The organism is Salinivibrio kushneri, assembly GCF_027286325.1.
Lineage (GTDB): Bacteria > Pseudomonadota > Gammaproteobacteria > Enterobacterales > Vibrionaceae > Salinivibrio > Salinivibrio kushneri_A.
In genome coordinates this window covers 2,614,156-2,640,121 of the sequence record NZ_CP114588.1, presented here as the reverse complement: position 1 = coordinate 2,640,121, position 25,966 = coordinate 2,614,156, and the positions used below count along the sequence as shown (strand labels likewise).

Genomic DNA, 25,966 nt, shown 5'->3' with positions numbered 1-25,966 from the left:
GATGGCTGAAAAGGTACTGCCGTCTATGTAGACTTGTTACAGGTAGAATGTATGAAAGCGAACGCTGAGACCCAATCCGGTTCGATGGACATCCTTAAATGGGGTGTTGTTTTTGTCCTATTGGCCGCAGCCGTGATAGGGAATAGCCTGTACAGTGACGTGTCTGTGGTAGTGCGAGCTGCTGCCGTGGTGGTATTGGTTGCCGCTGCCGGTGGTGTCGCTGCACTCACGATGAAAGGAAAAGCTGCGATCACGTTTGCACGCGAATCGCGTATGGAAGTACGTAAAGTGATTTGGCCGACCCGCCAAGAGACTTTACAGACTTCTCTCATCGTTCTGGCTGTTACTGTTGTTATGGCGCTCATCTTGTGGGGCGTTGACGGAATCATGGTCCGTCTAGTCCGCCTAATCACTGGCGTGTGAGGTAAAAGTACATGAGCGAAGCTCCCAAAAAACGTTGGTATGTGGTCCAGGCTTTCTCTGGTTTTGAAAGCCGTGTTGCGCAGTCATTGCGCGAACATATCAAAATGCACGAAATGGAAGACTATTTCGGGGAAGTCTTGGTGCCAACCGAAGAAGTGGTTGAAATGCGCCAAGGGCAACGTCGCAAGAGCGAGCGTAAATTCTTCCCAGGTTATGTGCTCGTCCAAATGGTGATGAACGATGAATCTTGGCACTTGGTACGTGCTGTGCCACGTGTGATGGGTTTCATCGGTGGCACCTCAGATCGCCCAGCACCTATTTCTGATAAAGAAGCGGACTCTATTCTCAATCGCTTAGAAAAAGCGAGTGAGTCTCCGGTTCATAAAACCGTGTTTGAAGCGGGCGAAGTGGTACGTGTGACCGAAGGACCGTTTGCAGACTTTAATGGTGTCGTAGAGCAAGTCGACTACGATAAGAACCGCCTTAAAGTCTCGGTGTCTATATTCGGCCGTGCAACCCCTGTTGAGCTGGAATTCGGTCAGGTAGAAAAAACCTGATCAAAAAAGCACCGCTAATGGTTGGCAAGGGCGCGAAATTTGACTATAATTTCGCGCCCTTTTGTTAAACGGGGAGTTTATCGCAAGATAGACGTCAGTACCCAAAATAAGGTAATTGAATAATGGCAAAGAAAGTAGAAGCTTACATCAAGCTGCAAGTTGCAGCGGGTGCAGCTAACCCATCGCCACCGGTTGGTCCTGCTCTGGGTCAACACGGTGTGAACATCATGGAGTTCTGTAAAGCGTTCAACGCAAAGACCGAATCTATCGAGAAAGGTCTGCCAACTCCTGTTGTTATCACTGTATACAGTGACCGTTCTTTCACCTTCGTAACCAAGACCCCGCCAGCTGCGATTCTTCTTAAGAAAGCTGCAGGCGTGAAATCTGGTTCAGGTCGTCCGAACACTGAAAAAGTGGGTACCGTGACTGACGCGCAGATCCAAGAGATCGCAGAAACCAAAGCGGCAGACATGACCGGTGCGGACATCGAAGCGATGAAACGCTCCATTGCGGGTACCGCCCGTTCAATGGGCCTGAACGTAGAGGGTTAAGACAATGGCTAAAATGACTAAGCGCATGCGCGTAATCCGCGAAAAAGTTGATGTGACCAAAGAGTACGACATCAACGAAGCCGTTGCTCTACTGAAGGAACTGGCGACTGCAAAATTCGTTGAAAGTGTTGATGTTTCTGTCAACCTTGGCATCGATGCTCGTAAATCAGACCAAAACGTTCGTGGCGCGACTGTACTGCCTAACGGTACAGGCCGTGACATCCGTGTTGCTGTGTTCACACAAGGTGCGAACGCTGACGCGGCGAAAGAAGCCGGTGCTGATATCGTAGGTATGGAAGATCTTGCTGAGCAAGTGAAGAAAGGCGAAATGAACTTTGACGTCGTCGTCGCTTCACCAGACGCAATGCGCGTTGTTGGTCAGCTAGGTACCATCCTAGGCCCACGTGGCCTGATGCCAAACCCGAAAGTGGGTACTGTAACCCCTAACGTTGCTGAAGCGGTTAAAAACGCGAAAGCAGGTCAGGTTCGTTACCGTAATGATAAGAACGGCATCGTTCATACCACTATCGGTAAAGTTGACTTTGACGCTGACAGCCTGAAAGAAAACCTGGAAGCGCTGTTGGTGGCACTGAAGAAGGCGAAGCCAACTTCAGCTAAAGGTACTTACATCAAGAAAGTTAGCCTTTCAACAACCATGGGTGCTGGCGTGTCTCTCGACCAGAACTCTTTGGAAGCAAGCGTTAACTAATTGCGACAAGCGAGTGAGTAGTTTATACTCTCTCGCTTGACAATTTTATGGCTGAGTTTGCTTCGGCAAACTTCGTCCAAGACCGTAGGCGTTCATTACGAACTTAATATTTCCTACGTAGACGGTGCCAGAACATGATAGATTTCTCGTCTTTCTTGGATCTGCACCGTACAAGCTCTCTCTGCAAAGCTGTAGAGAGTGGTGTTAAACAATCCAGGAGCAAATCCAAATGGCTTTAAACCTTCAAGACAAAAAAGCAATTGTTGCTGAAGTCAACGAAGCTGCCAGTGGAGCCCTGTCTGCAGTAGTTGCTGATTCTCGCGGTGTTGCCGTTGACGCAATGACTTCTCTACGTAAACAAGCGCGCGAAGCGGGCGTTTACATGAAAGTTGTGCGTAACACACTGGCTCGCCGTGCAGTTGAAGGCACTGAGTATGAGTGTCTGCAAGACACTTTTGTTGGCCCAACTCTGATTGCGTTTTCTAACGAGCACCCAGGTGCCGCTGCGCGTCTTTTCAAAGACTTCGCAAAAGAAAACAAAGAGTTTGAGGTTAAATCTGCTGCATTCGAAGGCGCGATCACTGACCCAGAGGTACTGGCGACACTGCCAACGTACGACGAAGCAATTGCACGCCTAATGATGGGCTTGAAAGAAGCTTCTGCCGGCAAGCTGGTTCGTACTATCGCCGCTGTTCGCGATCAAAAAGACGCGGCCTAATCGCCCGTTTAATTTGGTTGCTTAATCCTTTTATTGTTGACTTTAAAGAGAATTGTTATGTCTATCACTAACGAGCAAATCCTAGACGCAATTGCAGACATGTCTGTAATGCAAGTTGTTGAGCTTATCGAAGCTATGGAAGAAAAATTCGGCGTATCAGCGGCAGCAGCCGTTGTTGCTGGCGGTGCTGCTGAAGGCGGCGCAGCTGAAGAGCAAACCGAGTTTGACGTTATCCTAACTGAAGCGGGTGCGAACAAAGTAGCCGTTATCAAAGCGGTTCGTGGCGCAACTGGTCTAGGCCTGAAAGAAGCGAAAGCGCTTGTTGACGGCGCGCCAGCACCTCTGAAAGAAGGTGTTGAGAAAGAAGAAGCTGACGCGCTTAAAGCTCAGCTAGAAGAAGCTGGTGCTTCTGTTGAAGTTAAGTAATTTATACTTAATTTCCTAGCCTGAAAAGGCATTGGCTGGTGGCTAAAAAGCCACCGGCCTTTTTGCGCTGTAGGGCAGTAGTGAAATTTTCACCCCGTTTTATCACTGCTGACCATGCAAAAAAAATCAAAGCAAGCGCTTTGATTTTCCTACACTAAACGGTGGTTGTTTAGTCACTGTCCCTCGTACTGGACAGTTTGGGTCACTTATCAGCGAGCTGAGGAACCCTATGGTTTACTCTTATACCGAGAAAAAGCGTATCCGTAAGGATTTTGGTAAGCGTCCGCAAGTTCTGGACGTGCCATACTTGCTGTCGATCCAGCTTGAATCTTTTAAGAACTTTATCGAGCAGGATCCAGAAGGGCAATACGGTCTTGAAGCTGCCTTTCGCTCTGTCTTTCCAATTCAGAGCTACAACGGCAATTCCGAGCTGCAATACGTTAGCTATCGTCTCGGTGAGCCAGTTTTCGATGTCAAAGAATGCCAAATTCGCGGCGTAACCTATTCGGCCCCACTACGCGTCAAACTGCGCTTGGTGATGTTTGATAAGGATGCCCCGGCTGGTACCGTTAAAGACATCAAAGAACAAGAAGTCTATATGGGCGAAATTCCGCTCATGACTGAAAATGGTACCTTTGTCATCAATGGTACTGAGAGGGTTATCGTATCCCAGCTGCACCGTAGTCCGGGCGTCTTTTTCGACAGCGATAAGGGTAAAACCCATTCCTCAGGAAAAGTGCTATATAACGCACGCGTGATCCCATACCGTGGTTCATGGTTGGATTTCGAATTCGATCCTAAGGATATCGTATACGTTCGTATCGATCGTCGTCGTAAGCTGCCAGCTTCGATTATTCTGCGTGCGCTGGAATACACCACTGAAGAGATTCTAGACCTGTTCTTCGAAAAAGTTGTGTTCGAAGTAAAAGGCAAATCTCTGGTGATGGAGTTGGTACCTGATCGCCTACGTGGTGAAACCGCAAGCTTTGATATCGAAGCTGATGGCAAAGTCTACGTGGAGCAGGGTCGTCGAATCACTGCGCGTCATATCCGTCAGTTGACGAAAGATAACGTTGATCACATCGAAGTGCCAGTTGAGTACATTGCGGGCAAGATTTCTGCACGTGAGTATGTCAATCAGGACACAGGTGAAGTGATTGTCTCGGCTAACCAAGAGGTGAGCCTGGAGACACTGGCGCAGTTGTCGCAAGCAGGTCACAAACGTATCGAAACCCTGTTTACCAATGATCTGGACCATGGCCCGTACATGTCCGATACCTTGCGTATCGACAACACTACGGACCGTCTGACTGCGCTGGTCGAAATCTATCGCATGATGCGTCCTGGCGAGCCACCAACGCGTGAAGCCGCCGAGCAACTGTTTGAGAGCCTGTTCTTCTCAGACGACCGCTATGATTTATCATCGGTTGGTCGCATGAAGTTCAACAGCTCGTTGGGTCGTGACGACCTCACCGGGCCTGGCGTACTGAGCAAAGAAGACATCATCGAGGTGATGCGTAAACTTATCCATATCCGTAACGGTATTGGTGAAGTGGACGATATCGATCACCTGGGTAACCGCCGTATTCGCTCTGTGGGTGAAATGGCAGAAAACCAGTTCCGTGTTGGTTTGGTACGTGTAGAGCGTGCAGTTAAAGAGCGTTTGAGCTTGGGCGATCTCGATAACGTGATGCCACAAGACTTGATTAACGCCAAGCCTATCTCTGCGGCAGTGAAAGAGTTCTTTGGCTCTTCTCAGCTGTCACAGTTTATGGACCAAAACAACCCATTGTCTGAGGTGACGCACAAGCGTCGTATCTCTGCCTTGGGTCCAGGTGGTCTGACGCGTGAGCGTGCTGGCTTTGAAGTGCGTGACGTTCACGCGACGCACTACGGTCGTCTTTGTCCGATCGAAACACCGGAAGGGCCGAACATCGGTCTGATTAACTCACTGTCTGCGTTTGCGCGTTGCAACGCTTATGGCTTCCTCGAAACACCTTACCGGAAAGTCGTTGACGGTAAAGTGACGGATCAAATCGATTACTTGTCAGCGATCGAAGAAGGTCACTACGTCATTGCGCAGGCAAACGCCGCGTTAAATGAAGATGGCTCATTCACTGACGAACTGATCACGGCGCGTAAGACAGGCGAATCAGGCTTGCACCCACGTGACCATGTCCAGTACATGGACGTTGCGACCAATCAGGTCGTATCGGTGGCCGCTTCTCTGATCCCGTTCCTTGAGCATGACGATGCGAACCGTGCCTTGATGGGCGCGAACATGCAACGTCAGGCTGTGCCAACATTGCGTGCGCAAAAGCCGCTGGTTGGTACGGGTATCGAGCGTAATGTCGCCGTTGACTCTGGTGTGACCGCGGTAGCAAAACGTGGCGGTACCATTCAGTCTGTTGACGCCTCACGTATCGTAGTGAAAGTGAATGAAGATGAATTGGTACCAGGCGAAGCCGGTATCGACATCTACAGCTTGATCAAATACACACGTTCTAACCAGAACACCTGTATTAACCAGCGTCCAACTGTGATGCCGGGCCACGAAGTGGCAAAAGGTGATGTACTGGCTGACGGCCCATCGACTGACTTGGGCGAGCTGGCACTGGGTCAGAACATGCGTATCGCGTTTATGCCGTGGAACGGTTACAACTTTGAGGATTCCATCCTTATCTCTGAGCGTGTTGCTCAGGAAGACCGTTTGACCACTATCCACATTCAAGAGCTGTCTTGTGTGGCGCGTGACACCAAACTGGGTAGCGAAGAAATCACCGCGGATATTCCAAACGTGGGTGAAGCAGCGCTGTCTAAGCTGGATGAATCAGGGGTTGTGTATATCGGTGCCGAAGTGAAAGGCGGCGATATCATGGTCGGCAAAGTAACGCCAAAAGGCGAAACACAACTGACACCAGAAGAGAAACTGCTGCGTGCAATTTTCGGTGAAAAAGCGTCTGACGTGAAAGACTCGTCACTGCGCGTGCCGAACGGTGTATCAGGCACGGTTATCGATGTACAAGTCTTTACTCGCGATGGCGTAGAAAAAGACAAGCGTGCACTCGAAATCGAAGAAATGCAGCTGAAAGAAGCCAAGAAAGACCTGACCGAGGAGTTCTCTATCCTTGAAGGCGGTCTGATGGCGCGTGTTCGCACACTGCTTTCTCAAGCCGGTTATACCGACAGCCAGCTCGACAACATGGATCGTCAGACCATGCTGACGCAAACGCTGGATGATGAAGCACAGCAAACCCAGCTCGAGCAATTGGCTGAGCAATACGACGAAATCAAAGCGGACTTTGATAAGAAATTCGACACCAAGCGTCGCAAGATCACTCAAGGTGATGACCTTGCGCCAGGTGTGCTGAAGATTGTTAAAGTTTACCTCGCGGTGAAACGTCGCATTCAGCCAGGCGATAAAATGGCCGGTCGTCACGGTAACAAAGGTGTTATCTCTAAGATCAACCCGATCGAAGATATGCCTTACGATGAGACAGGCGAGCCTGTTGACTTGGTACTGAACCCACTGGGTGTACCTTCGCGGATGAACATCGGTCAGATCCTAGAAACTCACTTGGGTCTGGCGGCGAAAGGTATTGGTGACAAGATCAACCGCATGCTCAAAGAGCAGCAAGAGTTAGCGAAGTTCCGAGAGTTCTTGCAGAAGGTCTATGATCTGGGTGATACCCGTCAGGAAGTGGACATCAGTAAACTGACTGACGAGGAAGTTCGCACGCTGATCAATAACCTGCGTGATGGTCTGCCAACGGCATCTCCTGTCTTTGATGGTGCACCTGAGCCTGTTGTTAAAGAGCTCTTAAAACTGGGTGATTTGCCAGAGTCAGGTCAGCTTGATCTTTACGATGGCCGTACCGGTGAGAAGTTTGAGCGTCCGGTAACCGTGGGTTACATGTACATGCTGAAACTGAACCACTTGGTTGACGACAAGATGCACGCCCGTTCTACTGGCTCATACAGCCTGGTGACACAGCAGCCGCTGGGTGGTAAGGCACAGTTCGGTGGTCAGCGCTTCGGTGAGATGGAAGTGTGGGCACTGGAAGCATACGGTGCTGCCTATACCCTGCAAGAAATGCTCACCGTGAAGTCGGATGACGTTAATGGCCGTACTAAGATGTATAAAAACATCGTTGATGGCGACCATCGTATGGAGCCGGGCATGCCGGAATCTTTCAACGTATTGCTGAAAGAAATCCGCTCGTTGGGTATCAACATCGAGCTGGAAGACGAGTAAGCCACGCGCTACTCTCTCCGGTAAGAATATGAAGGCGCTGCCTGTCAGCGCCTTTATGGGTCAACTCCTCACAGGAGCCGATTGTGAAAGACTTACTTAAGTTTCTGAAAGCACAACATAAGACCGAAGAATTTGATTCGATCAAAATCGGTCTTGCCTCACCTGACATGATTCGCTCATGGTCATTTGGTGAAGTGAAAAAGCCAGAAACCATTAACTACCGTACCTTTAAGCCTGAACGTGACGGTTTGTTCTGTGCACGTATCTTTGGCCCGGTCAAAGACTATGAGTGTCTTTGCGGTAAGTACAAGCGCCTCAAGCACCGCGGCGTCATTTGTGAAAAATGTGGCGTTGAAGTTACTCAGACCAAAGTACGCCGTGAGCGTATGGGTCACATTGAGCTGGCTTCTCCTGTTGCCCACATTTGGTTCCTGAAGTCGCTGCCATCGCGCATCGGCTTGCTGATGGACATGCCACTGCGTGACATCGAGCGTGTGCTTTACTTTGAGTCGTATATTGTGATTGAACCAGGCATGACCAACCTAGAGCGTGGTCAGATGATGTCTGAGGAACAATACCTAGACGCACTTGAAGAATGGGGCGACGAATTTGACGCGCGTATGGGCGCTGAAGCAGTCAAAGCACTGCTAGCGAACATGGATCTGTCGGTTGAGACAGAACAAATGCGTGAGCAGCTCGAAGAGACCAACTCTGAGACCAAGCGTAAGAAGATCACCAAGCGTTTGAAGCTGGTTGAATCCTTCTTGCAATCAGGTAACAACCCTGAATGGATGATCCTGACCGTGCTGCCCGTGTTGCCGCCGGATCTGCGTCCATTGGTGCCGTTGGATGGTGGCCGCTTTGCGACATCAGATCTTAACGACCTGTATCGCCGCGTGATCAACCGTAACAACCGTTTGAAGCGCCTGCTTGATCTTGCTGCACCAGACATCATCGTGCGCAACGAAAAGCGCATGCTGCAAGAGTCTGTGGATGCGATGCTGGATAACGGTCGTCGTGGCCGTGCGATCACTGGATCGAACAAGCGTCCGCTGAAATCGCTGGCTGACATGATCAAAGGTAAGCAGGGTCGTTTCCGTCAGAACCTGCTGGGTAAACGTGTTGATTACTCTGGCCGTTCGGTAATTACCGTGGGTCCATACTTGCGTCTGCATCAGTGTGGTCTGCCAAAGAAAATGGCACTAGAGCTATTTAAACCGTTTATCTACGGCAAGCTTGAGACTCGTGGTCTCGCGACCACCATTAAAGCGGCCAAGAAGATGGTTGAGCGCGAAGAAGCTGTGGTATGGGATATCTTGGATGAAGTCATCCGTGAACACCCAGTCCTGCTGAACCGTGCACCAACGCTTCACCGTTTGGGTATCCAAGCGTTTGAACCTGTGCTTATCGAAGGTAAAGCGATTCAGTTGCACCCATTGGTGTGTGCGGCCTATAACGCTGACTTCGATGGTGACCAGATGGCTGTTCACGTACCGCTGACGCTGGAAGCCCAGCTCGAAGCGCGTGCGTTGATGATGTCTACTAACAACATCCTATCGCCAGCATCCGGTGATCCTATCATCGTACCGTCTCAGGACGTGGTACTGGGTCTTTATTATATGACCCGTGAGAAGGTGAACGGTAAAGGCGAAGGCATGTACTTGGCTGGCCCAGGTGAAGCTGAAAAAGTTTACCGTACCGGTCATGCTGAACTGCATAGCCGCGTAAAAGTGCGCATCAAGCAAATCGATATCGATGAGATGGGTGCTCGCACTGAGAAAGAAGAGTTAGTCGATACCACAGTTGGCCGTGCCATGCTGTGGACGATTGTCCCAGATGGCCTGCCATACGAGTTGGTTAACCAGCCGCTGGGCAAAAAGCAAATCTCTAACTTGCTCAACACCTGTTACCGTAAGCTGGGTCTGAAAGATACCGTTATCTTTGCTGACCAAATCATGTACACAGGTTTTGCGTACTCAGCGCTGTCGGGCACCTCTGTCGGTATCGACGACATGGTGATCCCACAAGCGAAATACGATCTGATTGAAGCGGCTGAAAGCGAAGTTGCGGAAATCCAAGAGCAATTCCAGTCGGGTCTGGTGACCGCTGGTGAGCGCTATAACAAAGTGATCGATATTTGGGCGGCGGCGAACGAGCAAGTCGCGAAAGCCATGATGGATAACCTGTCTAATGAGACAGTGATTAACCGCGACGGTGAAGAAGAGACACAAAGCTCGTTCAACAGTGTTTACATGATGGCCGATTCAGGCGCACGTGGTTCTGCTGCACAGATTCGTCAGCTCGCCGGTATGCGTGGTCTGATGGCGAAACCGGATGGCTCGATCATCGAAACGCCGATCACCGCGAACTTCCGTGAAGGTTTGAACGTACTTCAGTACTTTATTTCCACGCACGGTGCGCGTAAAGGTCTGGCGGATACGGCATTGAAGACAGCGAACTCAGGTTACCTGACTCGTCGTCTGGTTGACGTTGCCCAAGACGTGGTGGTAACCGAAACCGATTGTGGCACCGAAGGCGGTATCCACATGATGGCGGTTATCGAAGGCGGTGACGTAAAAGAAGCGCTGCGTGAGCGTGTGCTTGGTCGTGTCGTGGCCGAAGATGTGCTCAAACCGGGTACAGAAGAAGTGCTGGCACCACGCAATACTCTGTTGGACGAGAAATGGTGTGACATCCTTGAACACCACTCTGTCGACAAGGTAAAAGTGCGCTCTGTCGTGACCTGTGAAACTGACTTTGGTTGCTGTGCGAACTGTTACGGGCGTGACTTGGCACGTGGTCACTTGGTTAATCACGGTGAATCTGTGGGCGTTATCGCGGCACAGTCTATCGGTGAGCCAGGTACCCAGCTGACCATGCGTACCTTCCACATTGGTGGTGCCGCATCGCGTGCAGCAGCAGAAAACAACATCCAGGTGAAGAACAAAGGTTCTATGCACCTGCACAATGTGAAATCTGTGACCAATAGCGACGGTAAGCTAGTGATTACCTCGCGTGCGTCAGAGATGACCATTGTGGATGAGTTTGGCCGTACCAAAGAGAGCTACAAAGTGCCTTACGGTGCCATGCTGAGCAAGCAAGACGGCGAAGCCGTTGAAGCCGGCGACGTAGTGGCTAACTGGGACCCACACACCATGCCAATCATCACCGAGGTAGAAGGTAGCCTTCGCTTCGTGGATATGATTGATGGTGCGACTATGCAGCGTCAAACGGACGAGCTCACCGGTCTGTCTTCTATCGTGGTCATGGATGCGTCTGAGCGCCCATCATCCGGTAAAGACAAGCGCCCTGCGGTGAAGTTGGTGGATGCGCAAGGCAACGATGTGATGGTACCTGGCACTGATATGCCAGTTCAGTACTTCTTGCCAGGTAAAGCGATCGTTCAACTGGACGACGGTGCAAGCGTTGGTATTGGTGACACCCTTGCTCGTATCCCGCAAGAAAGCGGCGGTACCAAGGATATCACTGGTGGTCTACCACGTGTTGCTGACCTATTTGAAGCACGTAAGCCAAAAGAGCCGGCTATCTTGGCAGAGATCACAGGTACTGTTTCCTTCGGTAAAGAAACCAAAGGTAAGCGCCGCCTGATTATCACGCCAGAAGAGGGTAAAGCTTACGAAGAGATGATTCCAAAATGGCGTCAGCTCAACGTATTCGAAGGTGAAAAAGTCGAGAAAGGTGATGTGATCGCAGACGGTCCTGAATCACCACACGACATTCTGCGCTTGCGTGGCATTCACGCGGTAGCAGAATACATCACTAACGAAGTCCAAGACGTTTACCGTCTGCAGGGCGTTAAGATCAACGATAAGCACATCGAGACCATCGTGCGTCAGATGTTGCGTAAGGTGACCATTAAGTCTGCGGGTGATACCGAGTTCTTGGAAGGCGAGCAGGTGGAATACTCACGTGTGATGATTGCTAACCGCGATCTGGAAGCGGAAGGCAAGCAGCCGGCGACCTTTGGTCGTGATCTGCTGGGTATCACCAAAGCCTCGTTGGCGACTGAGTCATTCATCTCAGCGGCATCGTTCCAGGAAACCACGCGCGTGCTGACTGAAGCAGCCGTGGCAGGTAAACGTGATGACTTGCGTGGTCTCAAAGAGAACGTGATTGTGGGTCGTCTGATCCCAGCCGGTACTGGCTTCGCGTATCACAAAGACCGTCAAGCAAAACGTGCCGAGCCAGAGCAGCCTGTTGCGCCTCAGGTCGATGCAGAGCAAGCATCGCAAGATCTTGCCGCGCTACTGAACGCGGGCCTGAACGACGATAGCTAAGCGTGGAAGCGTTGATAACATCAACGCCCACAGCGAAATAAAAAGGCACCTCTTCGGAGGTGCCTTTTGTTTATCTGGCGTATGGGGTTGTCAGTGACGACAGCAACAAAAAAGCCGCCCAGTTTGGCGGCGTTATACGGCTGACCGGCAGGTTGAGTTATGCACCTGGGGGGTGAGCAAGGCTGTCGGCAATCACGCGAATCAGGGTATCTTCTAACTCAAAACGCTGCTCTAGCCATTCACCAATCGCAGACATATCTTGATCGAAATCCGTGGCGTCATACTCATCGTCGTCGAGGTCGATCGCGCTAAATTTATCGTTGTAGTCCAACAGTGGATCGGTGGTGTCGACAATACGGAAATAGAGGTTGTCGGTCTCTTTGGTGGCAGAGAAGCCTGTCGACTGCCAACGCTCCATGACCATGTTATAAATTTTGAAGTGGCCGGTGGAGATATAATCGACTAGGTAGTCACAAAAACGGTCAAGCTCTGCTTTGGTTGGCAAGGTTTGCTTCTTTTTCGCTGCCACGCCAGCCACATTGTAATACTCCACCAACAGTTGGCGACGTAGCTCGAGCCAGTAATCGATAACCTCGTCGTAACCGCTCCATTGTGCTTTGGTTCGTTCGAGTTGTCTCAGCATGATCGGTATCCTCGTGATCGATCAGCGAATGAATGGCACTATATAAGGCCGGCTGAAAATTAACGGGCTGCTCAATCCTTTGCATCACGTTATAAAGCTAGATTGCCAGTATTCAAGTATAGCTGCAAGGCTAAGGAAGTGACCATGTCTCAGAATCAACAAGCCGTCTATGTGTGCGCGATTATCAAGGGCAAACTTTGGCTACCAGAGGGCCAGTTGCCATGTATGCCCTTGTCGCAGTTACCCTTTTCTGACGGTGAAACCGTGGCAGTCGGTGACTATCAGCAGACGTCCGTCGTGGGGGTATTTAATTGTAACGCCATGCTTCCCGATGATGAGATGGCGGGTTTACGAGCCTTACTTCCCTACCTGTCAGCTGACTTATTTGCGTTAGTGGGGCGTGTGGTTCAGCTCGATTATATGCGCCAGCAGCAAGCCTATTGTGGTCGCTGTGGTCGGCGATCTGAGTTTGACGTGCAGACGGTGGCGATGTGGTGTTCAAACTGTCAGCGCCACGATTATCCGCGTGTATCACCTTGTGTCATTGTAGCGGTGCGCGATGATAAGCGGTTATTACTGGCACAACACCCAAGGCATAAAACGGGGATGTACACCGTGATAGCAGGGTTCGTCGAGCCGGGCGAAACGCTCGAACAGTGTGTGGCGCGCGAGGTCGAGGAGGAGACGGGGGTTCAGGTTAAAAATATCCGTTATATGGATAGTCAGCCTTGGGCGTTTCCCTCTAATTTGATGATGGGCTTTTTGGCAGAGTATGCGGGCGGTGAGTTAAAGCCTGACTACGAAGAGCTCAGTGACGCACAATGGTTTGACTGCGACGCCCTACCGCCGGTGGCGCCAAGGGGGACGATTGCCCGACGCTTGATTGAGGCCAGTTGCACCTTGGCGCAGAAATAAAAAAACCCGGCCGTAGGGGAGCCGGGGTAAGATGCGAACATGTTGTCTTTCGTAGACCTATTGTCGTTATAGATTGTTTGTAACATGTGGTTAAATCATCAGCAATCCTTTGCTGTCCCTAGGTGACAGTTTTATGATCCTGTTAACAAAGCTTGGCTTTTGTTGCGACCGCACAGTGATACAATGAGCGCCATTATTCGCACACAGGTTTAACACAATGACCGAATTGAAAAACGATCGTTATTTACGCGCCCTCTATAAGCAGCCAGTCGATTGCACCCCTGTATGGATGATGCGCCAAGCGGGTCGCTATCTGCCGGAGTATCGTGAATTGCGAGCGCAAGCGGGGGATTTTTTATCATTGTGTAAAAATGCAGAGCTGGCTTGCGAAGTCACCATGCAGCCACTGCGTCGTTTCGATTTAGATGCAGCGATCTTGTTCTCAGACATCCTCACTATTCCCGATGCGATGGGGCTTGGGCTGTACTTTGAAACGGGCGAGGGGCCTAAATTTTCCCGTCCCATCACCTGTAAAGCCGATGTGGATAAAATTGGCATGCCTGATCCCGAAGGGGAATTGCAGTATGTGATGAATGCCGTGCGTACCATCCGTCGCGAGTTAAACGGTGACGTGCCTTTGATTGGTTTTTCGGGGAGCCCGTGGACGCTGGCGACTTACATGGTTGAAGGCGGCACTTCAAAAGCCTTTACCAAGATTAAAAAGATGATGTATGCCGAGCCACAAACGCTGCATGCATTGCTTGATAAGCTTGCCGATAGCGTGACCAGCTATTTGAATGCACAAATTAAAGCCGGTGCTCAGTCGGTCATGGTGTTTGATACCTGGGGTGGCGTTCTCACGCCACGTGACTATAACGATTTTTCTTTGCAGTATATGCAGAAAATCGTGGATGGTCTTATTCGCGAAAACGACGGTCGTCGTGTCCCTGTGACGCTGTTTACCAAAAATGCCGGCATGTGGTTAGAGCGTATTGCAGCCACAGGCTGTGACGGTGTGGGCCTTGATTGGACGATTAACATCGCGGATGCCAAGGCGCGAATTGGCGACAAAGTGGCGCTGCAAGGCAATATGGATCCATCAATGCTCTATGCAAGTCCAGATCGCATTCGCCAAGAGGTCGCCACCATCCTAGAAGGATTTGGGCAAGGCACGGGCCATGTGTTTAACCTTGGGCATGGTATTCATTTGGATGTGCCGCCCGAAAACGCAGGCGCCTTTATTGATGCTGTGCATGAGCTCTCGCGTCCTTACCACGATTAAGAAAAACGCTCGCCAACTGGCGAGCGTTTTTCTTTTTAGCCTCAATCGTATAAAGCCTGTTGAACGTGGTCACGCATAGCGGGCACCACCTGCTCTTCAAACCACGGGTTGCGTCGCAGCCACAAGGTGTTTCTGGGAGAGGGATGAGGCAGCGCAAAGGTGCGAGGAGCCCACTTTTGCCAGTGCTTGACAGTCTCGGTCAATGTTTTCGGTTTATTGGCTAAATAGTACTGCTGTGCATACTGGCCAATGAGCAAGGTAACAGACACTCGTGAGAGGTGTGTTTTGATTGCTTGATGCCACATAGGCGCACAAATACGCGCCGGCGGTAGATCGCCCGATTTACCCTTGCCGGGATAACAAAAGCCCATCGGCATGATGGCAAATAAATCTGGCTGGTAAAACTGCTCACGCGTGACCCCCAGCCATTCACGCAGGCGATCTCCACTGGGGTCATTAAATGGCAGGCCGCTTTCATGTACGCGTCGTCCTGGTGCTTGGCCGATAATCAGTACTCGAGCGTTAGCACTGGCTTGGATAACAGGGCGGGGCCCCTCGGGTAGCCAGTGTTGGCATAACCGACACGATCGGGCCGCGGCTAAAGCCGTGTCTAAATCGTCGAAAAGCATCTAGTAGCCTTTGTCAAAATCGACTTGGTACATGAGAGGGTCGCCTGCGTGCCAGCGGTGATAATTATCGGCAAATAGCGCAAAAACCTGCTCAGGAAAACTGACCGCCGCAATATGGGGCGTCACTTTCACGTTCGGGTGTGTCCAAAAGGGGTGCTGCTCAGGCAGCGGCTCTTGCTGCATCACATCCAAGACCGCCAAGCCGAGTTTTTCGTCATCTAACGCGTGGATCAGTGCTGGCTCGTCCACGGTGGCACCCCGTCCAACGTTGATGAACAAGAGGTTTTGTGCCTGTTGCCAAAAAACCGTATTCAAACATTTATCTGTCTCAGGCGTCGCTGGCAAGGTACTGACCAGCACATCGACCTTCCCAAGTGTTTGCTGTAATTCTGACAGCGTCATGGTTTGATCAAATGCCTCGACGGGCCGGCCGACTTGATTGACGCCAACTACCGTCATGCCGAACGCGTGAGCGACGGTTGCGATATGCTGGCCAATCGCCCCTGTGCCTAAAATGGCGAGCGTTTTCCCGCGCAATGACTGATAGGGCTGAGGCTGCCAGTGACACTGCGCTTGTTGTTTCGCGTACTGACCAATATGTCGGGTTTCCGTCAGTATGTGGCCGAAAACATATTCGGCCATCAATGCGCCGAAAATACCGCGCACATTGGTGAGCTGATAGTCGCGGTAGGGCGCCTGAATCAGGGCATCGGTCCCAGCGAAGGTCGACTGTAGCCAACGCAACGCCTTGGCGTTGGGCAAGAGTGGAGCCGCAAGCGGCGGATCGGCCAACCAGATACTGGCCTTTTCTGCGGATGAGGTGATAGCGAGATCGGGAAGCTGAGCCGCTTCAAGCAGCTGGTGATAAGTCTCGGCATGCTCGCTGATAACGTAGATTTTATCCACAAAGGCTCCTTTTTATGGGTGGGGGAATCAAGTACACTGGCGGCATTCTATGAGGACAACATGCCTTCCCGTTATTAAAGACTAACTGACTATGTTACGAAACCCTTTACAACTGCGTTTGGAAAAATGTGAGAATTGGCAGCATATTAGTTTTATGGCTGCGCTGGTGGAGCGTATGGTTCCTAACTATGCGCTCTACTGTGCCCAAACTGAATTTGCCGACCCTCAAGCGTTTCGCAATATTCTCGATGCGGTATGGGAGTCGCAGACGGTTAAAAGTGCCAAAATTGACTTTGAACGGCAATTGGAAAAGCTAGAGCCATTAATTCCGGTCGCGGATGACGATGCTATCTATCTGACCTATCCAGCGATTGATGCTTGCGTTGCCTTGTCTCAGCTCCTTCACGCTTTGTTGGATCGTGATGAAATACTCCCTATTACCCTGAAAGTCTCTCAGCAATCCATCCACAGCGTGGCGCAGCTGGAAGAGGCACAAACGGGTGAGGCTGTGACGGATGAGAATCAAAAAACGTTTGAAGCAGTATGCGAAGAGTGGGATGCCCAATGGGCCATATTCCGGGTGCTAAAAAGTGCTGAGAGCCGTGATGTAGACATGATCAAAAGTATTCGCCAAGAGCTGCGTGAGGCCGGCGTAAGTAACCTCGGATTACGTGTCGAGTAAGCACGCGTCACCCGATAAAAAGGCGGCTTCAGCCGCCTTTTCTGATCATGACTCATCCGTATGTCGCTGTACCGGCGGTTCGTCGTCATCTTGGCTTTCAATCATGTTGTGCTGCTTTTTCCAAGCGTCCCAACGCTGATAAGCAAGTTGCTGCATATCGGTGACCGTGTCCGCCTCATCGATAATTTCTCGCCCGGTTAAATATTCAAACACATCTTCCAAGGTGATAATACCTTGCACCGTGCCATATTCATCGACAATCATCGCTAACTGAGCGCGGCGGATCATTAAGATATCAAACGCTTGTAAGACACTATTGCCAGGTAAAATAACAGCAAGTGGCCGCATGAGATTGCCTATCCGTGTTTGGCCAGCGCCTTGGGTTTTGGCCTCATAGATATTGGACTTGTGGACAAAGCCTAGAATATCGTCACGATGTTCACCGTAAACCAGCGGACGAGAGAAAGGGCAGTCGCCGTGCTCGTCGAGGAAGGTATTCACATCCATCTCGGCAGGAATACGAAACAGGACCGGACGCGGTGTCATCAGTTGTGTGGCGGGAAGGTCCCTCAGCTTCAGCATGTTATGAAGCATTTGCGTTTCGTCTTCCCCCATTTCTCCACTTTCTGATGCCAGCATTGCCATCGCTGAAATTTCGTCCCTCAGTTTAACATGGGTGGTGTCCGCACTAAGCCGCTTGGTGATCTGCTCAGACAGCCAAACGAATGGCGTCAGCGCCCACACCATCCACTTGAGTACCAGCGCCGCGCCAGGTGCCAATTGCGGCCAGAAGTTCGCCCCAATCGTTTTGGGGATGATTTCTGAGAGAAGCAGAATCGCAAGCGTCAATACGGCAGAGAATACCCCGACCCACGCATCACCAAACACGTGAGCTGCTTGTGCCCCCGCGCCTGCTGCCCCCACCGTATGTGCAATGGTGTTGAGGGTCAGAATCGAGGCCAGAGGGCGATCTATATCCTTTTTGAGCGCATTGAGGCGCTCGGCGGCAGGGTGCTCTTGGTGGCGGAGGTTCGCAATGTAGCTCGGTGTGATACTGAGCAATACCGCCTCAAGTACGGAGCAAATGAAGGACACGCCAATCGAAAGCGAGATAAAAAGAACCAGAATGAGCATAAATTTCCGGAGTTAAAAGCTAATCAACACCCTAAAGATCAGGCTATTGGCGGGGTTTTACAACCATTCAACTGAGAAAAAACGCAACAAATTGTGAGATCGCGCTCAGTTTGTGGTTAAAGAGCCTCCATACAGCCACACTCAGCGCCACAAACCTTTGCCAGCCGGGCTTCTTTTGAATTAGAGTGACTTCGTCTCTAAAAAACCTAGAAGGGAAGACATAATGAACAAGACCCAACTGATCGACCTGATCGCAGAAAAAGCGGACCTTTCAAAAGCACAAGCGAAAACAGCCTTGGAAGCGACTTTGGGCGGTATTGAAGGCGCCTTGAAAGAAGGTGAGCAGGTACAACTGATTGGCTTCGGTACGTTTAAGCTTAACCACCGTGCAGCGCGCACTGGTCGTAACCCACAAACGGGTCAAGAAATTCAAATTGCTGCTGCAAACGTCCCTGCGTTTGTCGCAGGTAAAGCGTTAAAAGACGCTGTTAAGTAAGCACGCATGCTGATGTCGCCATAGCCTCCCGCTATGGCGTTTTTGTCTTTGAGCCCGCCATGCGCTTTCATCTCTGTATACTTGCCTTAGTGATGACACTAACAGGCTGTTCGAGCGGTAAGCCGCCAAAGCCCGTCACTCATACCACCGCATTCGCAGCGGGAGATTATCGCGCCGTTTATTGGCTAGATAGCCAACAAGGACAGGTCATCGGCTTAGCGGAGAAAGCGTGGCAAGGTGACTATGGTCAGTATCGTAGTGAATACGCGTGGCGAGCAGGCAGCCTACGTGCGTTAAAGCGTGAAGGAAAAAAGCTGGTCGACAACCACTTGGTGCCCTTTTCGATGCACGTGCGGTTTGACGCCAATGGTGAGCCGGTTTTCCAGCGCTATCATCAAGGAGATGCGCTGTTGCCTTTAGACAGTGCAACCCTTTCCCGCCTATATCAAGAAGCGAATCACATTGAGCGCCAAGCGCAGGCGCAATTAGCCAACAATGTCTCGGTGCTGCAAGCGCAGCGACAAGGTGAACATTGGGTTGATTGCGATAGCGATCGTCAGCGCTGGGCGTTCTCAGACGCTATCTCGGCGAGTTTGGTGCAACGTATTAACCGGTCTGGCACGTTTGTGATTGCGGGAGGCAGCCCAAGTATCGGTCGCGACCAGATAGACTTTTTGGTGCATGTCGAGGGGGAAAAGCGTTGCTTACAGCGCCCTCGCTTACTGGATGAATAAAAAAATGCGCCAACAGGGCGCATTTTTTATATCATGCTGCGACATTTATGCCATTTGCTCGCGTGAAACGGCGCGGTGGGCAATGTCATTGCGATAGAAGCATCCTGGCCAATGAATCAAGGCAGCGAGCGCATCAGCCCCTTGTTTTGCCGTGGTAACATTCTCACCTAATGCGGTCGCACAGAGTACACGCCCGCCAGCAGTCACGATATCGCCGTCTTTCAGCGCGGTACCGGCATGAAACACTTTGGCGAGATCGCTATCGGTGGGTAAGCCCGTGATGCGATCCCCTTTGCGGTACTCACCCGGATAGCCGCCCGCCGCTAGGACGACACCTACCGCTGCACGCGGATCCCACTTGGACTCAACCTTATCAAGGCGTCCTTCGCTACCTGCCAAGCAAAGCTCAACCAAGTCAGATTGCAAACGCATCATAATTGGTTGGGTTTCCGGATCGCCAAAGCGACAGTTAAACTCAATCACTTTTGGCGTGCCATCGGCGGTAATCATGAGCCCTGCGTACAAAAAGCCGGTGTAGGGGGCGCCATCTTGATGCATTCCCTCTACGGTGGGCATAATCACCTCATCCATCACGCGTTGGTGAATCGCATCGGTGACCACGGGGGCAGGCGAGTATGCGCCCATGCCCCCGGTGTTGAGGCCGGTATCGCCCTCTCCAACCCGTTTGTGGTCTTGGCTGGTGGCCATTGGCAGCACATGCTCGCCATCCACCATAACGATAAAGCTCGCCTCTTCGCCTTGCAGAAACTCTTCGATGACCACGCGGTGACCGGCTTCACCAAACGCATTGCCCGAGAGCATATCGCGCACCGCGTCGGTGGCTTCTTGCTCGGTCATCGCCACAATGACCCCTTTCCCGGCGGCAAGGCCGTCGGCTTTGACCACAATGGGCGCGCCTTTTTCGGCGATGTAGGCTAATGCGGGCTCTACCGTCGAAAAGGTTTGGTAGTCAGCGGTGGGAATGCCGTGACGCGCCAAAAAGTCTTTGCTGAAGGCTTTAGAGCCCTCAAGTTGTGCGGCCGCTTGAGTAGGACCAAAGATGGCCAAGCCGTGCTCGCGGAAGGCATCGACCACGCCTAACACCAAGGGGGCTTCAGGGCCTACGATGGTTAAGCCAATCTGTTGCTCACGGGCAAAGGCCAGTAACCCTTCAACGTCATCAGCTGCGATCGCAATGTTACTCAACTTGTTTTCATGCGCGGTGCCGGCGTTTCCCGGTGCGCAGTAAACGGTATCGACTTTCGGTGACTGAGCTGCTTTCCATGCCAAGGCATGTTCGCGGCCACCGCCACCAATCACTAAAACCTTCATATTCTCTCCTTCCTCAGCCGCTTAGTGGCGGAAATGGCGCATACCGGTAAAGACCATCGCCATGCCATGCTCATTGGCAGCGGCAATTACTTCTTCATCACGCATCGAACCACCTGGTTGGATCACGCAGGTGATCCCAGCGTCGGCTGCGGCATCAATGCCGTCACGGAAAGGGAAGAAGGCATCAGAAGCCATCACGCTACCGGCCACTTCGAGCTGCTCATCGGCCGCTTTAATGCCGGCTATCTTCGCCGAGTAGACGCGACTCATTTGGCCGGCGCCCACGCCGATGGTCATGCTGTCTTTGGCATACACAATCGCGTTTGATTTCACGTATTTTGCCACTTTCCAGCAAAATAGCGCATCGTTCAGCTCTTTGTCTGTGGGCTGGCGCTCAGAGACAATACGCAAATCGTCTAAACCGACCATGCCTTGGTCGCGTGCTTGGACTAACAAACCGCCATTGACGCGCTTGCTATCCCAACCTGTGGTGCGCGCTTGCCATTGGCCACACTCGAGAAGGCGCACGTTTTTCTTTGCCGCAACCGCTGCTTTGGCGGCGTCACTGACGCGCGGCGCGATGATCACTTCAACAAATTGGCGCTCAACAATGGCGCGTGCCGTGTCGCCGTCTAATTCTCGGTTAAAGGCAATAATGCCACCAAACGCTGAGGTCGGATCGGTCTGATAAGCACGCTGATAGGCGCTGAGTAAGTCTTCGCCAATGGCGACGCCACAGGGATTGGCGTGCTTTACAATCACACAGGCGGGCTGTTCGAACTCTTTCACGCACTCTAATGCCGCATCGGTGTCAGCGATATTGTTATAAGACAGTGCCTTGCCCTGTAGTTGGGTGGCCGTTGCCACCGAGGCCTCTTGCGGTTGGGCTTCGGTATAAAACGCACCTGCCTGATGGCTGTTCTCGCCGTAGCGCATGTCTTGCTTTTTAACCCAGTGTTGGGTCAGAGTGCGCGGGAATGGCGAGTCCTGGCTCTCTTCTGCTTGATGGTAGGCTGGCACTTGGGTACCAAAGTAATTCGCAATCATGGCATCGTAGGCCGCGGTGTGCTCAAACGCAGCAATGGCTAAATCAAAGCGTGTGGCATGTGTCAAAGAGTGCTGGTGCTGATCCATCTCGGTGAGCACACGATCATAGTCTTGGTTGTTCACCACAATGGTGACGTCGGCATGGTTTTTCGCCGCTGAACGTACCATGGTTGGGCCGCCGATATCGATATTCTCGATGGCTTGCTCACGTGTGCAATCAGGGTTGGCAACGGTTTGTGCGAACGGGTAGAGATTCACCACCACCATATCAATCGGTGCGATCTGGTGGTGTTCCATCACTGCATCGTCTTGACCGCGTCGGCCCAAAATGCCGCCGTGAATTTTCGGGTGGAGGGTTTTCACTCGACCATCCATCATTTCGGGGAAACCGGTATGATCGGAAACTTCGGTGACCGCAAGGCCGTTTTCTGCGAGTAAACGGGCCGTGCCGCCGGTCGATAGCAGTTCGACACCGCGTTGGGCGAGCGCTTGGGCAAACTCGACCACACCGGTTTTATCAGACACGCTGAGTAACGCGCGACGAATAGGACGCAGATTTTCCATGGCTTAGTTCTCTTCACTGACAGATTGAATGCTTATCAAAGCCCATCGTGTCTATCAACACGGATAAGCTTTATTAAACCGCCAAGTGCCAAAACGGCGCCATTCTATCTGATTTTGTTTGCGCAATCGATTGCTATTTGCTGATAGCGACATTTTTATTGTTTTTACACCACCGCGCTTTCTGGTTCTCATGCAATGCTGGTCATAGGGTCGCGGCTTTGCTACAAAAAGAAGGTTCATCCAACATGAAAAGGAGCGGTGATGACCAAGTTGCTGCAAATCGGTGAGCTTGCCAAGCACTGTGGTGTCTCCACCGATACGCTGCGTTTTTATGAAAAATCAGGCTTGCTAGCACCGAGTGCCCGCACAGAGGGTGGATACCGGCTCTATGCCGATGAGGCCATTAGCCAAGTGATGTTCATTTTACGCGGTAAAGAGATGGGGTTATCGCTTGATGAAATTCACGAATTGTCAGACATTCGCGAAGAAGCGACCTTGCACACCTGTGCAGAAGTGAAAGGGATCACCCAGCGGCGCCTGAATGAGGTCTCAGAGAAGATAGCCGCGCTTGAGCGGGTCAAGCATGCACTGACGCGTTTAAATGCTGCCTGCTGTGGTATGGACGACGATGACGCGACCCATTGCTCGATATTAGAAACCCTGGCGGACAGTGAGGATGCTAACTCATGATGCTAGGGTGGAGCGCTTTGCGCGCTTATAGATAACAAAAACGGGCTAACCGATTGACGGCTAACCCGTTTGATAACAGCCAAACTAATGATTGATTAGTTCATGCCGTATCAGTTTATTTGTTGTTTTTTGAACTTTTCTAAGATTCGCACTTTCTTTTTGAATCCTCCTATATCAGTGTTCTGAGTTAGATTTGTGTTCACTTTAGTTCTTTGTTGTTCCAGGTTAGACTGTTCGTTGTGTGTAACTATGCGTGTAACTGGCAAGGGATATGACAAAGAGAACTTCACTCACAGATACAAAACTAAAAAAGCTCCTGAGAGCCGATTTAAGCAAACCAGAGTCTCACAGCGTTGGAATGGGTTTAAGTGTTCGAGTAACGCCCTCACAGCGGCAATCAAGGAGCGTTAGACCTAATAATAACTTGCTTTGGCTCTATCGCTATCGCTTAGGAGGCAGAACCACCAGCCCCAAAGCGTTAACGCTCGGCAAGTATCCAGAGATTAGTCTGTCTCAAGCTACCGCGCTAAGGGATGAGTGTCGCAAATGGTTGGTAGCAGGCAAAGATCCTAAGAACGAGCTGGCGATTCAAAAGCAAGACACTCTAAAATCTTTAACCGTTAAGCAAGGGCTTGAGCTTTGGCTAAGTGACTTCAACGCCAGAAAGCGCGTTAACGCAGAGAAGCATTTTGCTCAGTTCCGCAAATACGTTCTTCCAACTCTCGCAGATCTTCCTTTAGAGCAAATCACTAAACCGATGTGGATTCGTTGCTTACATCGCTCTGATGATAAGTGGGCGGTGGCTCGCGGTTACACACTTAATAACCTTAAGCAGGCTTTGCGTTTCCTAAAGAAACAGGGACACAAACTTGATGCCGATGTTTTTAACATAGACTTTGACGACATAGGCGCATCCAAGCAGAAAAAATCCAGTCGGGCAGCGGTTGAGGTTCCTGATGGTGAGGGAAACATTGAGTGGGATGAGTTGCGTGATTTGGTGGAGTTCAGCTTTAACGGCAAGATGGTTCCGTACTATCAAAACTTGTTACAGATCTTGTTAGTTATGGGAGCAAGAACCCAAGAAGTAAGGCTTTCCAAGTCTAGCGAGTGGGATTTAAAGCGTAGGGTTTGGGCTTGCCCAGCAGAACACAACAAGGTCAAAGAGAAAGCACAGCAAGCTGGTGGATCTGGGGATATTGTTCGCCCAATCCCACAGTTTATCTATCCGCTTATAGAAAGCCTAGTTACCAATAACCCAGACGGTTATCTGCTTGGTGAGCTAAAGCAAGCGCCAGCGGTTAGCGCATGGGGTGGGAAGCTGTCACAGCGTATTGGTTGGATTAGTGATGATGAGGCTAATCAGTATAAGCGGGCAAAAAAGCCACTCAAAGAACACCCTAAATTCTTTCGATTCCACCACCTGAGGCACACTTTCAGCACCGCGCTCAATGAGCTTCAAACAGACAACTACGCCATTGAAATGATGCTCGGTCATGCGTTACCAAGGATTGAGGGGAACTATAACAACTCTAGCGCAATGAAGCGTAAAGCTAACTTACTCAGAATTTGGTGTTCACACATTGAGAAGCTATTAGAGCGCGGTGAGCAGGCTAGCAACGTGGTGAGCTTTGGAGGGAGTAAGTAATGCTAGAGATCGATGAACAATATCTAGTTAATGAAATATTGAGCGAACTTGTTTCTAATGCTGCTGAAATTGATTTGGCTGAGTTCACTTGGAACAGCCCAGAGGCAATGGAAGCTTGTCGAATTATTCAACATGAGTTGCCTAAGATTGGGTTGAGCGATCCACAACTTGAAGCCGTAGAAGCTTGCTTTCAAGCAATTTCCGCATTGTTTATGAAGGCTGGAGCTGATTGCGCGGTAGATTATTTAGCGCCTTCAGTCGCTTTGGCGGTAAAGAGGGTTAGGCTATCCGAAAAGCAGCGTGATAGTGGACGGCACAATGCTAATCAGTATCGTCAAAAATGTATTGAAATTGCCAAGGATACTTGGGAAAAGCACCCACAGGCCACGTCAGCGAGTTTAGCTAACAAAATAAATGCTGCGTTTGTTCTCAATGGTAAAAAAGCACCGACAGAAAAAACGATTAGAAACTGGTTTTCAGAAGAGGGAAAAAATTTTCAGCCCAAGGTTAAGAGCAAGCGAAACCTGGCTTACGAGCTAGTGATAAAAAATCCCTGACCTAGCTACTTCCACCTAACGGTAATACAAACAAGCAAGCTGAACCCTGAAAGTTAAAGAGCAACTAAAGGGGTTCAATATGTTCAGTTCCAGTCAACGCTTCCTTACCACCAAGCAAGTTTGTGAGTCACTAGGCGTAGGCCGTACATGGCTCTATAACGCAGAGAAGGAAGGCCGCTATCCGAAAGGCCAACGTCTAACTCCTCGTTGTGTTCGCTATCGAGCTGATCTCCATGAGCAATTTGTTCGTGGTGAGTGGCAGCCAGAAGCAGCATAAAGGGGAGGCATTATGAAAAGTAAAAGCGCCACCCAGAATAAACTAAGCAGCGCCAAAACCGGCAATGGCAGCTTAACACGCCAGCCACCAAGCAAGCTAGAAAAGTGCTTGATGACTTTTTTGAGTAAAGGTCTGATGGGGGTTCACACCCTAGATCAGCAGGTTGCTAGCCTCTCTCACGTTAAACGCATGGAAGCTACAGGTAAGTATTGGACTAGTTGCCTTAATACCGATGTATCAGCCATGAAGAAAAAGGGAATTCAAGTTACATCCAAGTTTGAGCCTTACCGGAGTTCTTATGGCTATGTTGCCAATTTCAAGCGCTATTGGTTGGCAGACTCTAAAACTGTTTTGAGCGCGGTTGAGCAAGTTAATTTGCTTCGGCAAAAGCGCAAGGAATCCACTCTACAAATGGATCAGGTTAAGGGGTTTTTGGAGCCGTATTTGAGGAAAGAAAAGGTTAGTACTCGCTAACCTGTCGAGATTTACATACCAA

At 50.8% G+C, this 25,966-nt stretch carries 24 protein-coding genes; 18 read left to right on the top strand and 6 right to left on the bottom strand.

Annotation, left to right across the window (positions count from 1 at the left end):
• Nucleotides 1-51: 51 nt before the first annotated feature.
• The 8 genes from secE to rpoC all read left to right on the top strand — a co-directional run bounded on the left by secE (nt 52) and on the right by rpoC (nt 11,937).
• Complete coding sequence (gene secE / locus N8M53_RS12115; RefSeq protein WP_025674747.1) at nt 52-423, top strand: preprotein translocase subunit SecE; 372 nt, start codon at nt 52-54, stop codon at nt 421-423.
• An 11-nt stretch (nt 424-434) separates the two neighbouring features.
• The gene (gene nusG, locus N8M53_RS12110) at nt 435-980 is read left to right on the top strand and encodes a transcription termination/antitermination protein NusG (RefSeq protein ID WP_077668540.1); all 546 of its coding nucleotides are present in this window, start codon (nt 435-437) and stop codon (nt 978-980) included.
• 122 nt (nt 981-1,102) lie between these two features.
• Nucleotides 1,103-1,531 carry a 50S ribosomal protein L11 gene (gene rplK / locus N8M53_RS12105; protein WP_046074509.1) on the top strand — a complete coding sequence of 143 codons (429 nt, stop codon included), beginning with the start codon at nt 1,103-1,105 and terminating at the stop codon, nt 1,529-1,531.
• Nucleotides 1,532-1,535: 4 nt separating this feature from the next.
• Nucleotides 1,536-2,240, top strand: coding sequence for a 50S ribosomal protein L1 (rplA, locus tag N8M53_RS12100; protein WP_046074510.1), 705 nt, complete (start codon nt 1,536-1,538; stop codon nt 2,238-2,240).
• A gap of 229 nt (nt 2,241-2,469) precedes the next feature.
• The gene (gene rplJ, locus N8M53_RS12095; RefSeq protein WP_046074511.1) at nt 2,470-2,958 is read left to right on the top strand and encodes a 50S ribosomal protein L10; all 489 of its coding nucleotides are present in this window, start codon (nt 2,470-2,472) and stop codon (nt 2,956-2,958) included.
• Between the two features lie 57 nt (nt 2,959-3,015).
• Entirely contained in the window at nt 3,016-3,384 is a 369-nt protein-coding gene (rplL, locus tag N8M53_RS12090; RefSeq protein ID WP_046074512.1) for a 50S ribosomal protein L7/L12, read from the top strand.
• 229 nt (nt 3,385-3,613) lie between these two features.
• Nucleotides 3,614-7,639 (top strand): DNA-directed RNA polymerase subunit beta, encoded by a 4,026-nt coding sequence (gene rpoB / locus N8M53_RS12085; protein ID WP_269578952.1) that lies wholly within the window; start codon nt 3,614-3,616, stop codon nt 7,637-7,639.
• A gap of 83 nt (nt 7,640-7,722) precedes the next feature.
• Entirely contained in the window at nt 7,723-11,937 is a 4,215-nt protein-coding gene (gene rpoC, locus N8M53_RS12080; RefSeq protein ID WP_269578951.1) for a DNA-directed RNA polymerase subunit beta', read from the top strand.
• Nucleotides 11,938-12,094: 157 nt separating this feature from the next.
• Here the strand turns inward: rpoC and N8M53_RS12075 are convergent, their stop codons facing one another.
• Complete coding sequence (locus tag N8M53_RS12075) at nt 12,095-12,580, bottom strand: Rsd/AlgQ family anti-sigma factor (protein ID WP_077668542.1); 486 nt, start codon at nt 12,578-12,580, stop codon at nt 12,095-12,097.
• Nucleotides 12,581-12,724: 144 nt separating this feature from the next.
• Here N8M53_RS12075 and nudC point away from each other — a divergent pair, with 144 nt between their 5' ends.
• Nucleotides 12,725-13,495: an NAD(+) diphosphatase gene (nudC, locus tag N8M53_RS12070; protein ID WP_269578950.1), complete on the top strand. Its 771-nt coding sequence runs from the start codon at nt 12,725-12,727 to the stop codon at nt 13,493-13,495.
• A 217-nt stretch (nt 13,496-13,712) separates the two neighbouring features.
• On the top strand, nt 13,713-14,777 hold the full coding sequence (hemE, locus tag N8M53_RS12065; RefSeq protein ID WP_077668544.1) for a uroporphyrinogen decarboxylase: 1,065 nt from the start codon (nt 13,713-13,715) through the stop codon (nt 14,775-14,777).
• 41 nt (nt 14,778-14,818) lie between these two features.
• Here hemE and N8M53_RS12060 read toward each other — a convergent pair whose 3' ends face one another.
• Nucleotides 14,819-15,406, bottom strand: a complete 588-nt coding sequence (locus tag N8M53_RS12060) for a uracil-DNA glycosylase family protein (protein ID WP_269578949.1) — start codon at nt 15,404-15,406, stop codon at nt 14,819-14,821.
• Nucleotides 15,407-16,312: a D-2-hydroxyacid dehydrogenase gene (locus N8M53_RS12055; RefSeq protein ID WP_077668546.1), complete on the bottom strand. Its 906-nt coding sequence runs from the start codon at nt 16,310-16,312 to the stop codon at nt 15,407-15,409.
• Nucleotides 16,313-16,403: 91 nt separating this feature from the next.
• Here N8M53_RS12055 and N8M53_RS12050 point away from each other — a divergent pair, with 91 nt between their 5' ends.
• Entirely contained in the window at nt 16,404-16,994 is a 591-nt protein-coding gene (locus tag N8M53_RS12050; protein WP_077668547.1) for a YjaG family protein, read from the top strand.
• 45 nt (nt 16,995-17,039) lie between these two features.
• On the opposite strand, the gene N8M53_RS12045 is transcribed toward N8M53_RS12050, so the two are convergent.
• On the bottom strand, nt 17,040-18,128 hold the full coding sequence (locus tag N8M53_RS12045) for a CNNM domain-containing protein (protein ID WP_077668548.1): 1,089 nt from the start codon (nt 18,126-18,128) through the stop codon (nt 17,040-17,042).
• 223 nt (nt 18,129-18,351) lie between these two features.
• On the opposite strand from N8M53_RS12045, the gene hupA reads away from it, so the two are divergent.
• Together hupA and N8M53_RS12035 are read left to right on the top strand one after the other, a co-directional pair.
• Nucleotides 18,352-18,624: a nucleoid-associated protein HU-alpha gene (hupA, locus tag N8M53_RS12040; protein ID WP_046074522.1), complete on the top strand. Its 273-nt coding sequence runs from the start codon at nt 18,352-18,354 to the stop codon at nt 18,622-18,624.
• A gap of 59 nt (nt 18,625-18,683) precedes the next feature.
• Nucleotides 18,684-19,358 (top strand): DUF1481 domain-containing protein, encoded by a 675-nt coding sequence (locus tag N8M53_RS12035; RefSeq protein WP_269578948.1) that lies wholly within the window; start codon nt 18,684-18,686, stop codon nt 19,356-19,358.
• Nucleotides 19,359-19,403: 45 nt separating this feature from the next.
• On the opposite strand, the gene purD is transcribed toward N8M53_RS12035, so the two are convergent.
• Nucleotides 19,404-20,690 carry a phosphoribosylamine--glycine ligase gene (gene purD, locus N8M53_RS12030; protein WP_269578947.1) on the bottom strand — a complete coding sequence of 429 codons (1,287 nt, stop codon included), beginning with the start codon at nt 20,688-20,690 and terminating at the stop codon, nt 19,404-19,406.
• A gap of 21 nt (nt 20,691-20,711) precedes the next feature.
• A complete protein-coding gene (purH, locus tag N8M53_RS12025) occupies nt 20,712-22,301 on the bottom strand; it encodes a bifunctional phosphoribosylaminoimidazolecarboxamide formyltransferase/IMP cyclohydrolase (RefSeq protein WP_269578946.1) in 1,590 nt (529 codons plus the stop codon).
• Between the two features lie 270 nt (nt 22,302-22,571).
• Here purH and zntR point away from each other — a divergent pair, with 270 nt between their 5' ends.
• From zntR to N8M53_RS12000, 5 genes are all read left to right on the top strand, one after another.
• Complete coding sequence (gene zntR, locus N8M53_RS12020; protein ID WP_201247909.1) at nt 22,572-22,991, top strand: Zn(2+)-responsive transcriptional regulator; 420 nt, start codon at nt 22,572-22,574, stop codon at nt 22,989-22,991.
• Between the two features lie 271 nt (nt 22,992-23,262).
• Nucleotides 23,263-24,636, top strand: coding sequence for a tyrosine-type recombinase/integrase (locus N8M53_RS12015; protein ID WP_269578945.1), 1,374 nt, complete (start codon nt 23,263-23,265; stop codon nt 24,634-24,636).
• Nucleotides 24,636-25,193: a hypothetical protein gene (locus tag N8M53_RS12010; protein WP_077774029.1), complete on the top strand. Its 558-nt coding sequence runs from the start codon at nt 24,636-24,638 to the stop codon at nt 25,191-25,193. The genes N8M53_RS12015 and N8M53_RS12010 overlap by 1 nt, the downstream gene beginning before the upstream one ends.
• Nucleotides 25,194-25,272: 79 nt before the next feature.
• Nucleotides 25,273-25,470 (top strand): helix-turn-helix transcriptional regulator, encoded by a 198-nt coding sequence (locus tag N8M53_RS12005; protein WP_077774028.1) that lies wholly within the window; start codon nt 25,273-25,275, stop codon nt 25,468-25,470.
• 12 nt (nt 25,471-25,482) lie between these two features.
• On the top strand, nt 25,483-25,944 hold the full coding sequence (locus N8M53_RS12000; protein ID WP_269578944.1) for a hypothetical protein: 462 nt from the start codon (nt 25,483-25,485) through the stop codon (nt 25,942-25,944).
• Nucleotides 25,945-25,966: the final 22 nt, after the last annotated feature.

Bases quoted from the DNA above. Each gene is read 5' to 3' on its own strand.
- secE (WP_025674747.1), top strand. From the start codon at position 52: ATGAAAGCGAACGCTGAGACCCAATCCGGTTCGATGGACATCCTTAAA.
- nusG (WP_077668540.1), top strand. From the start codon at position 435: ATGAGCGAAGCTCCCAAAAAACGTTGGTATGTGGTCCAGGCTTTCTCT.
- rplK (WP_046074509.1), top strand. From the start codon at position 1,103: ATGGCAAAGAAAGTAGAAGCTTACATCAAGCTGCAAGTTGCAGCGGGT.
- rplA (WP_046074510.1), top strand. From the start codon at position 1,536: ATGGCTAAAATGACTAAGCGCATGCGCGTAATCCGCGAAAAAGTTGAT.
- rplJ (WP_046074511.1), top strand. From the start codon at position 2,470: ATGGCTTTAAACCTTCAAGACAAAAAAGCAATTGTTGCTGAAGTCAAC.
- rplL (WP_046074512.1), top strand. From the start codon at position 3,016: ATGTCTATCACTAACGAGCAAATCCTAGACGCAATTGCAGACATGTCT.
- rpoB (WP_269578952.1), top strand. From the start codon at position 3,614: ATGGTTTACTCTTATACCGAGAAAAAGCGTATCCGTAAGGATTTTGGT.
- N8M53_RS12075 (WP_077668542.1), bottom strand. From the start codon at position 12,580: ATGCTGAGACAACTCGAACGAACCAAAGCACAATGGAGCGGTTACGAC.
- nudC (WP_269578950.1), top strand. From the start codon at position 12,725: ATGTCTCAGAATCAACAAGCCGTCTATGTGTGCGCGATTATCAAGGGC.
- hemE (WP_077668544.1), top strand. From the start codon at position 13,713: ATGACCGAATTGAAAAACGATCGTTATTTACGCGCCCTCTATAAGCAG.
- N8M53_RS12060 (WP_269578949.1), bottom strand. From the start codon at position 15,406: ATGCTTTTCGACGATTTAGACACGGCTTTAGCCGCGGCCCGATCGTGT.
- N8M53_RS12050 (WP_077668547.1), top strand. From the start codon at position 16,404: ATGTTACGAAACCCTTTACAACTGCGTTTGGAAAAATGTGAGAATTGG.
- N8M53_RS12045 (WP_077668548.1), bottom strand. From the start codon at position 18,128: ATGCTCATTCTGGTTCTTTTTATCTCGCTTTCGATTGGCGTGTCCTTC.
- hupA (WP_046074522.1), top strand. From the start codon at position 18,352: ATGAACAAGACCCAACTGATCGACCTGATCGCAGAAAAAGCGGACCTT.
- N8M53_RS12035 (WP_269578948.1), top strand. From the start codon at position 18,684: ATGCGCTTTCATCTCTGTATACTTGCCTTAGTGATGACACTAACAGGC.
- purD (WP_269578947.1), bottom strand. From the start codon at position 20,690: ATGAAGGTTTTAGTGATTGGTGGCGGTGGCCGCGAACATGCCTTGGCA.
- purH (WP_269578946.1), bottom strand. From the start codon at position 22,301: ATGGAAAATCTGCGTCCTATTCGTCGCGCGTTACTCAGCGTGTCTGAT.
- N8M53_RS12015 (WP_269578945.1), top strand. From the start codon at position 23,263: ATGACAAAGAGAACTTCACTCACAGATACAAAACTAAAAAAGCTCCTG.
- N8M53_RS12010 (WP_077774029.1), top strand. From the start codon at position 24,636: ATGCTAGAGATCGATGAACAATATCTAGTTAATGAAATATTGAGCGAA.
- N8M53_RS12005 (WP_077774028.1), top strand. From the start codon at position 25,273: ATGTTCAGTTCCAGTCAACGCTTCCTTACCACCAAGCAAGTTTGTGAG.
- N8M53_RS12000 (WP_269578944.1), top strand. From the start codon at position 25,483: ATGAAAAGTAAAAGCGCCACCCAGAATAAACTAAGCAGCGCCAAAACC.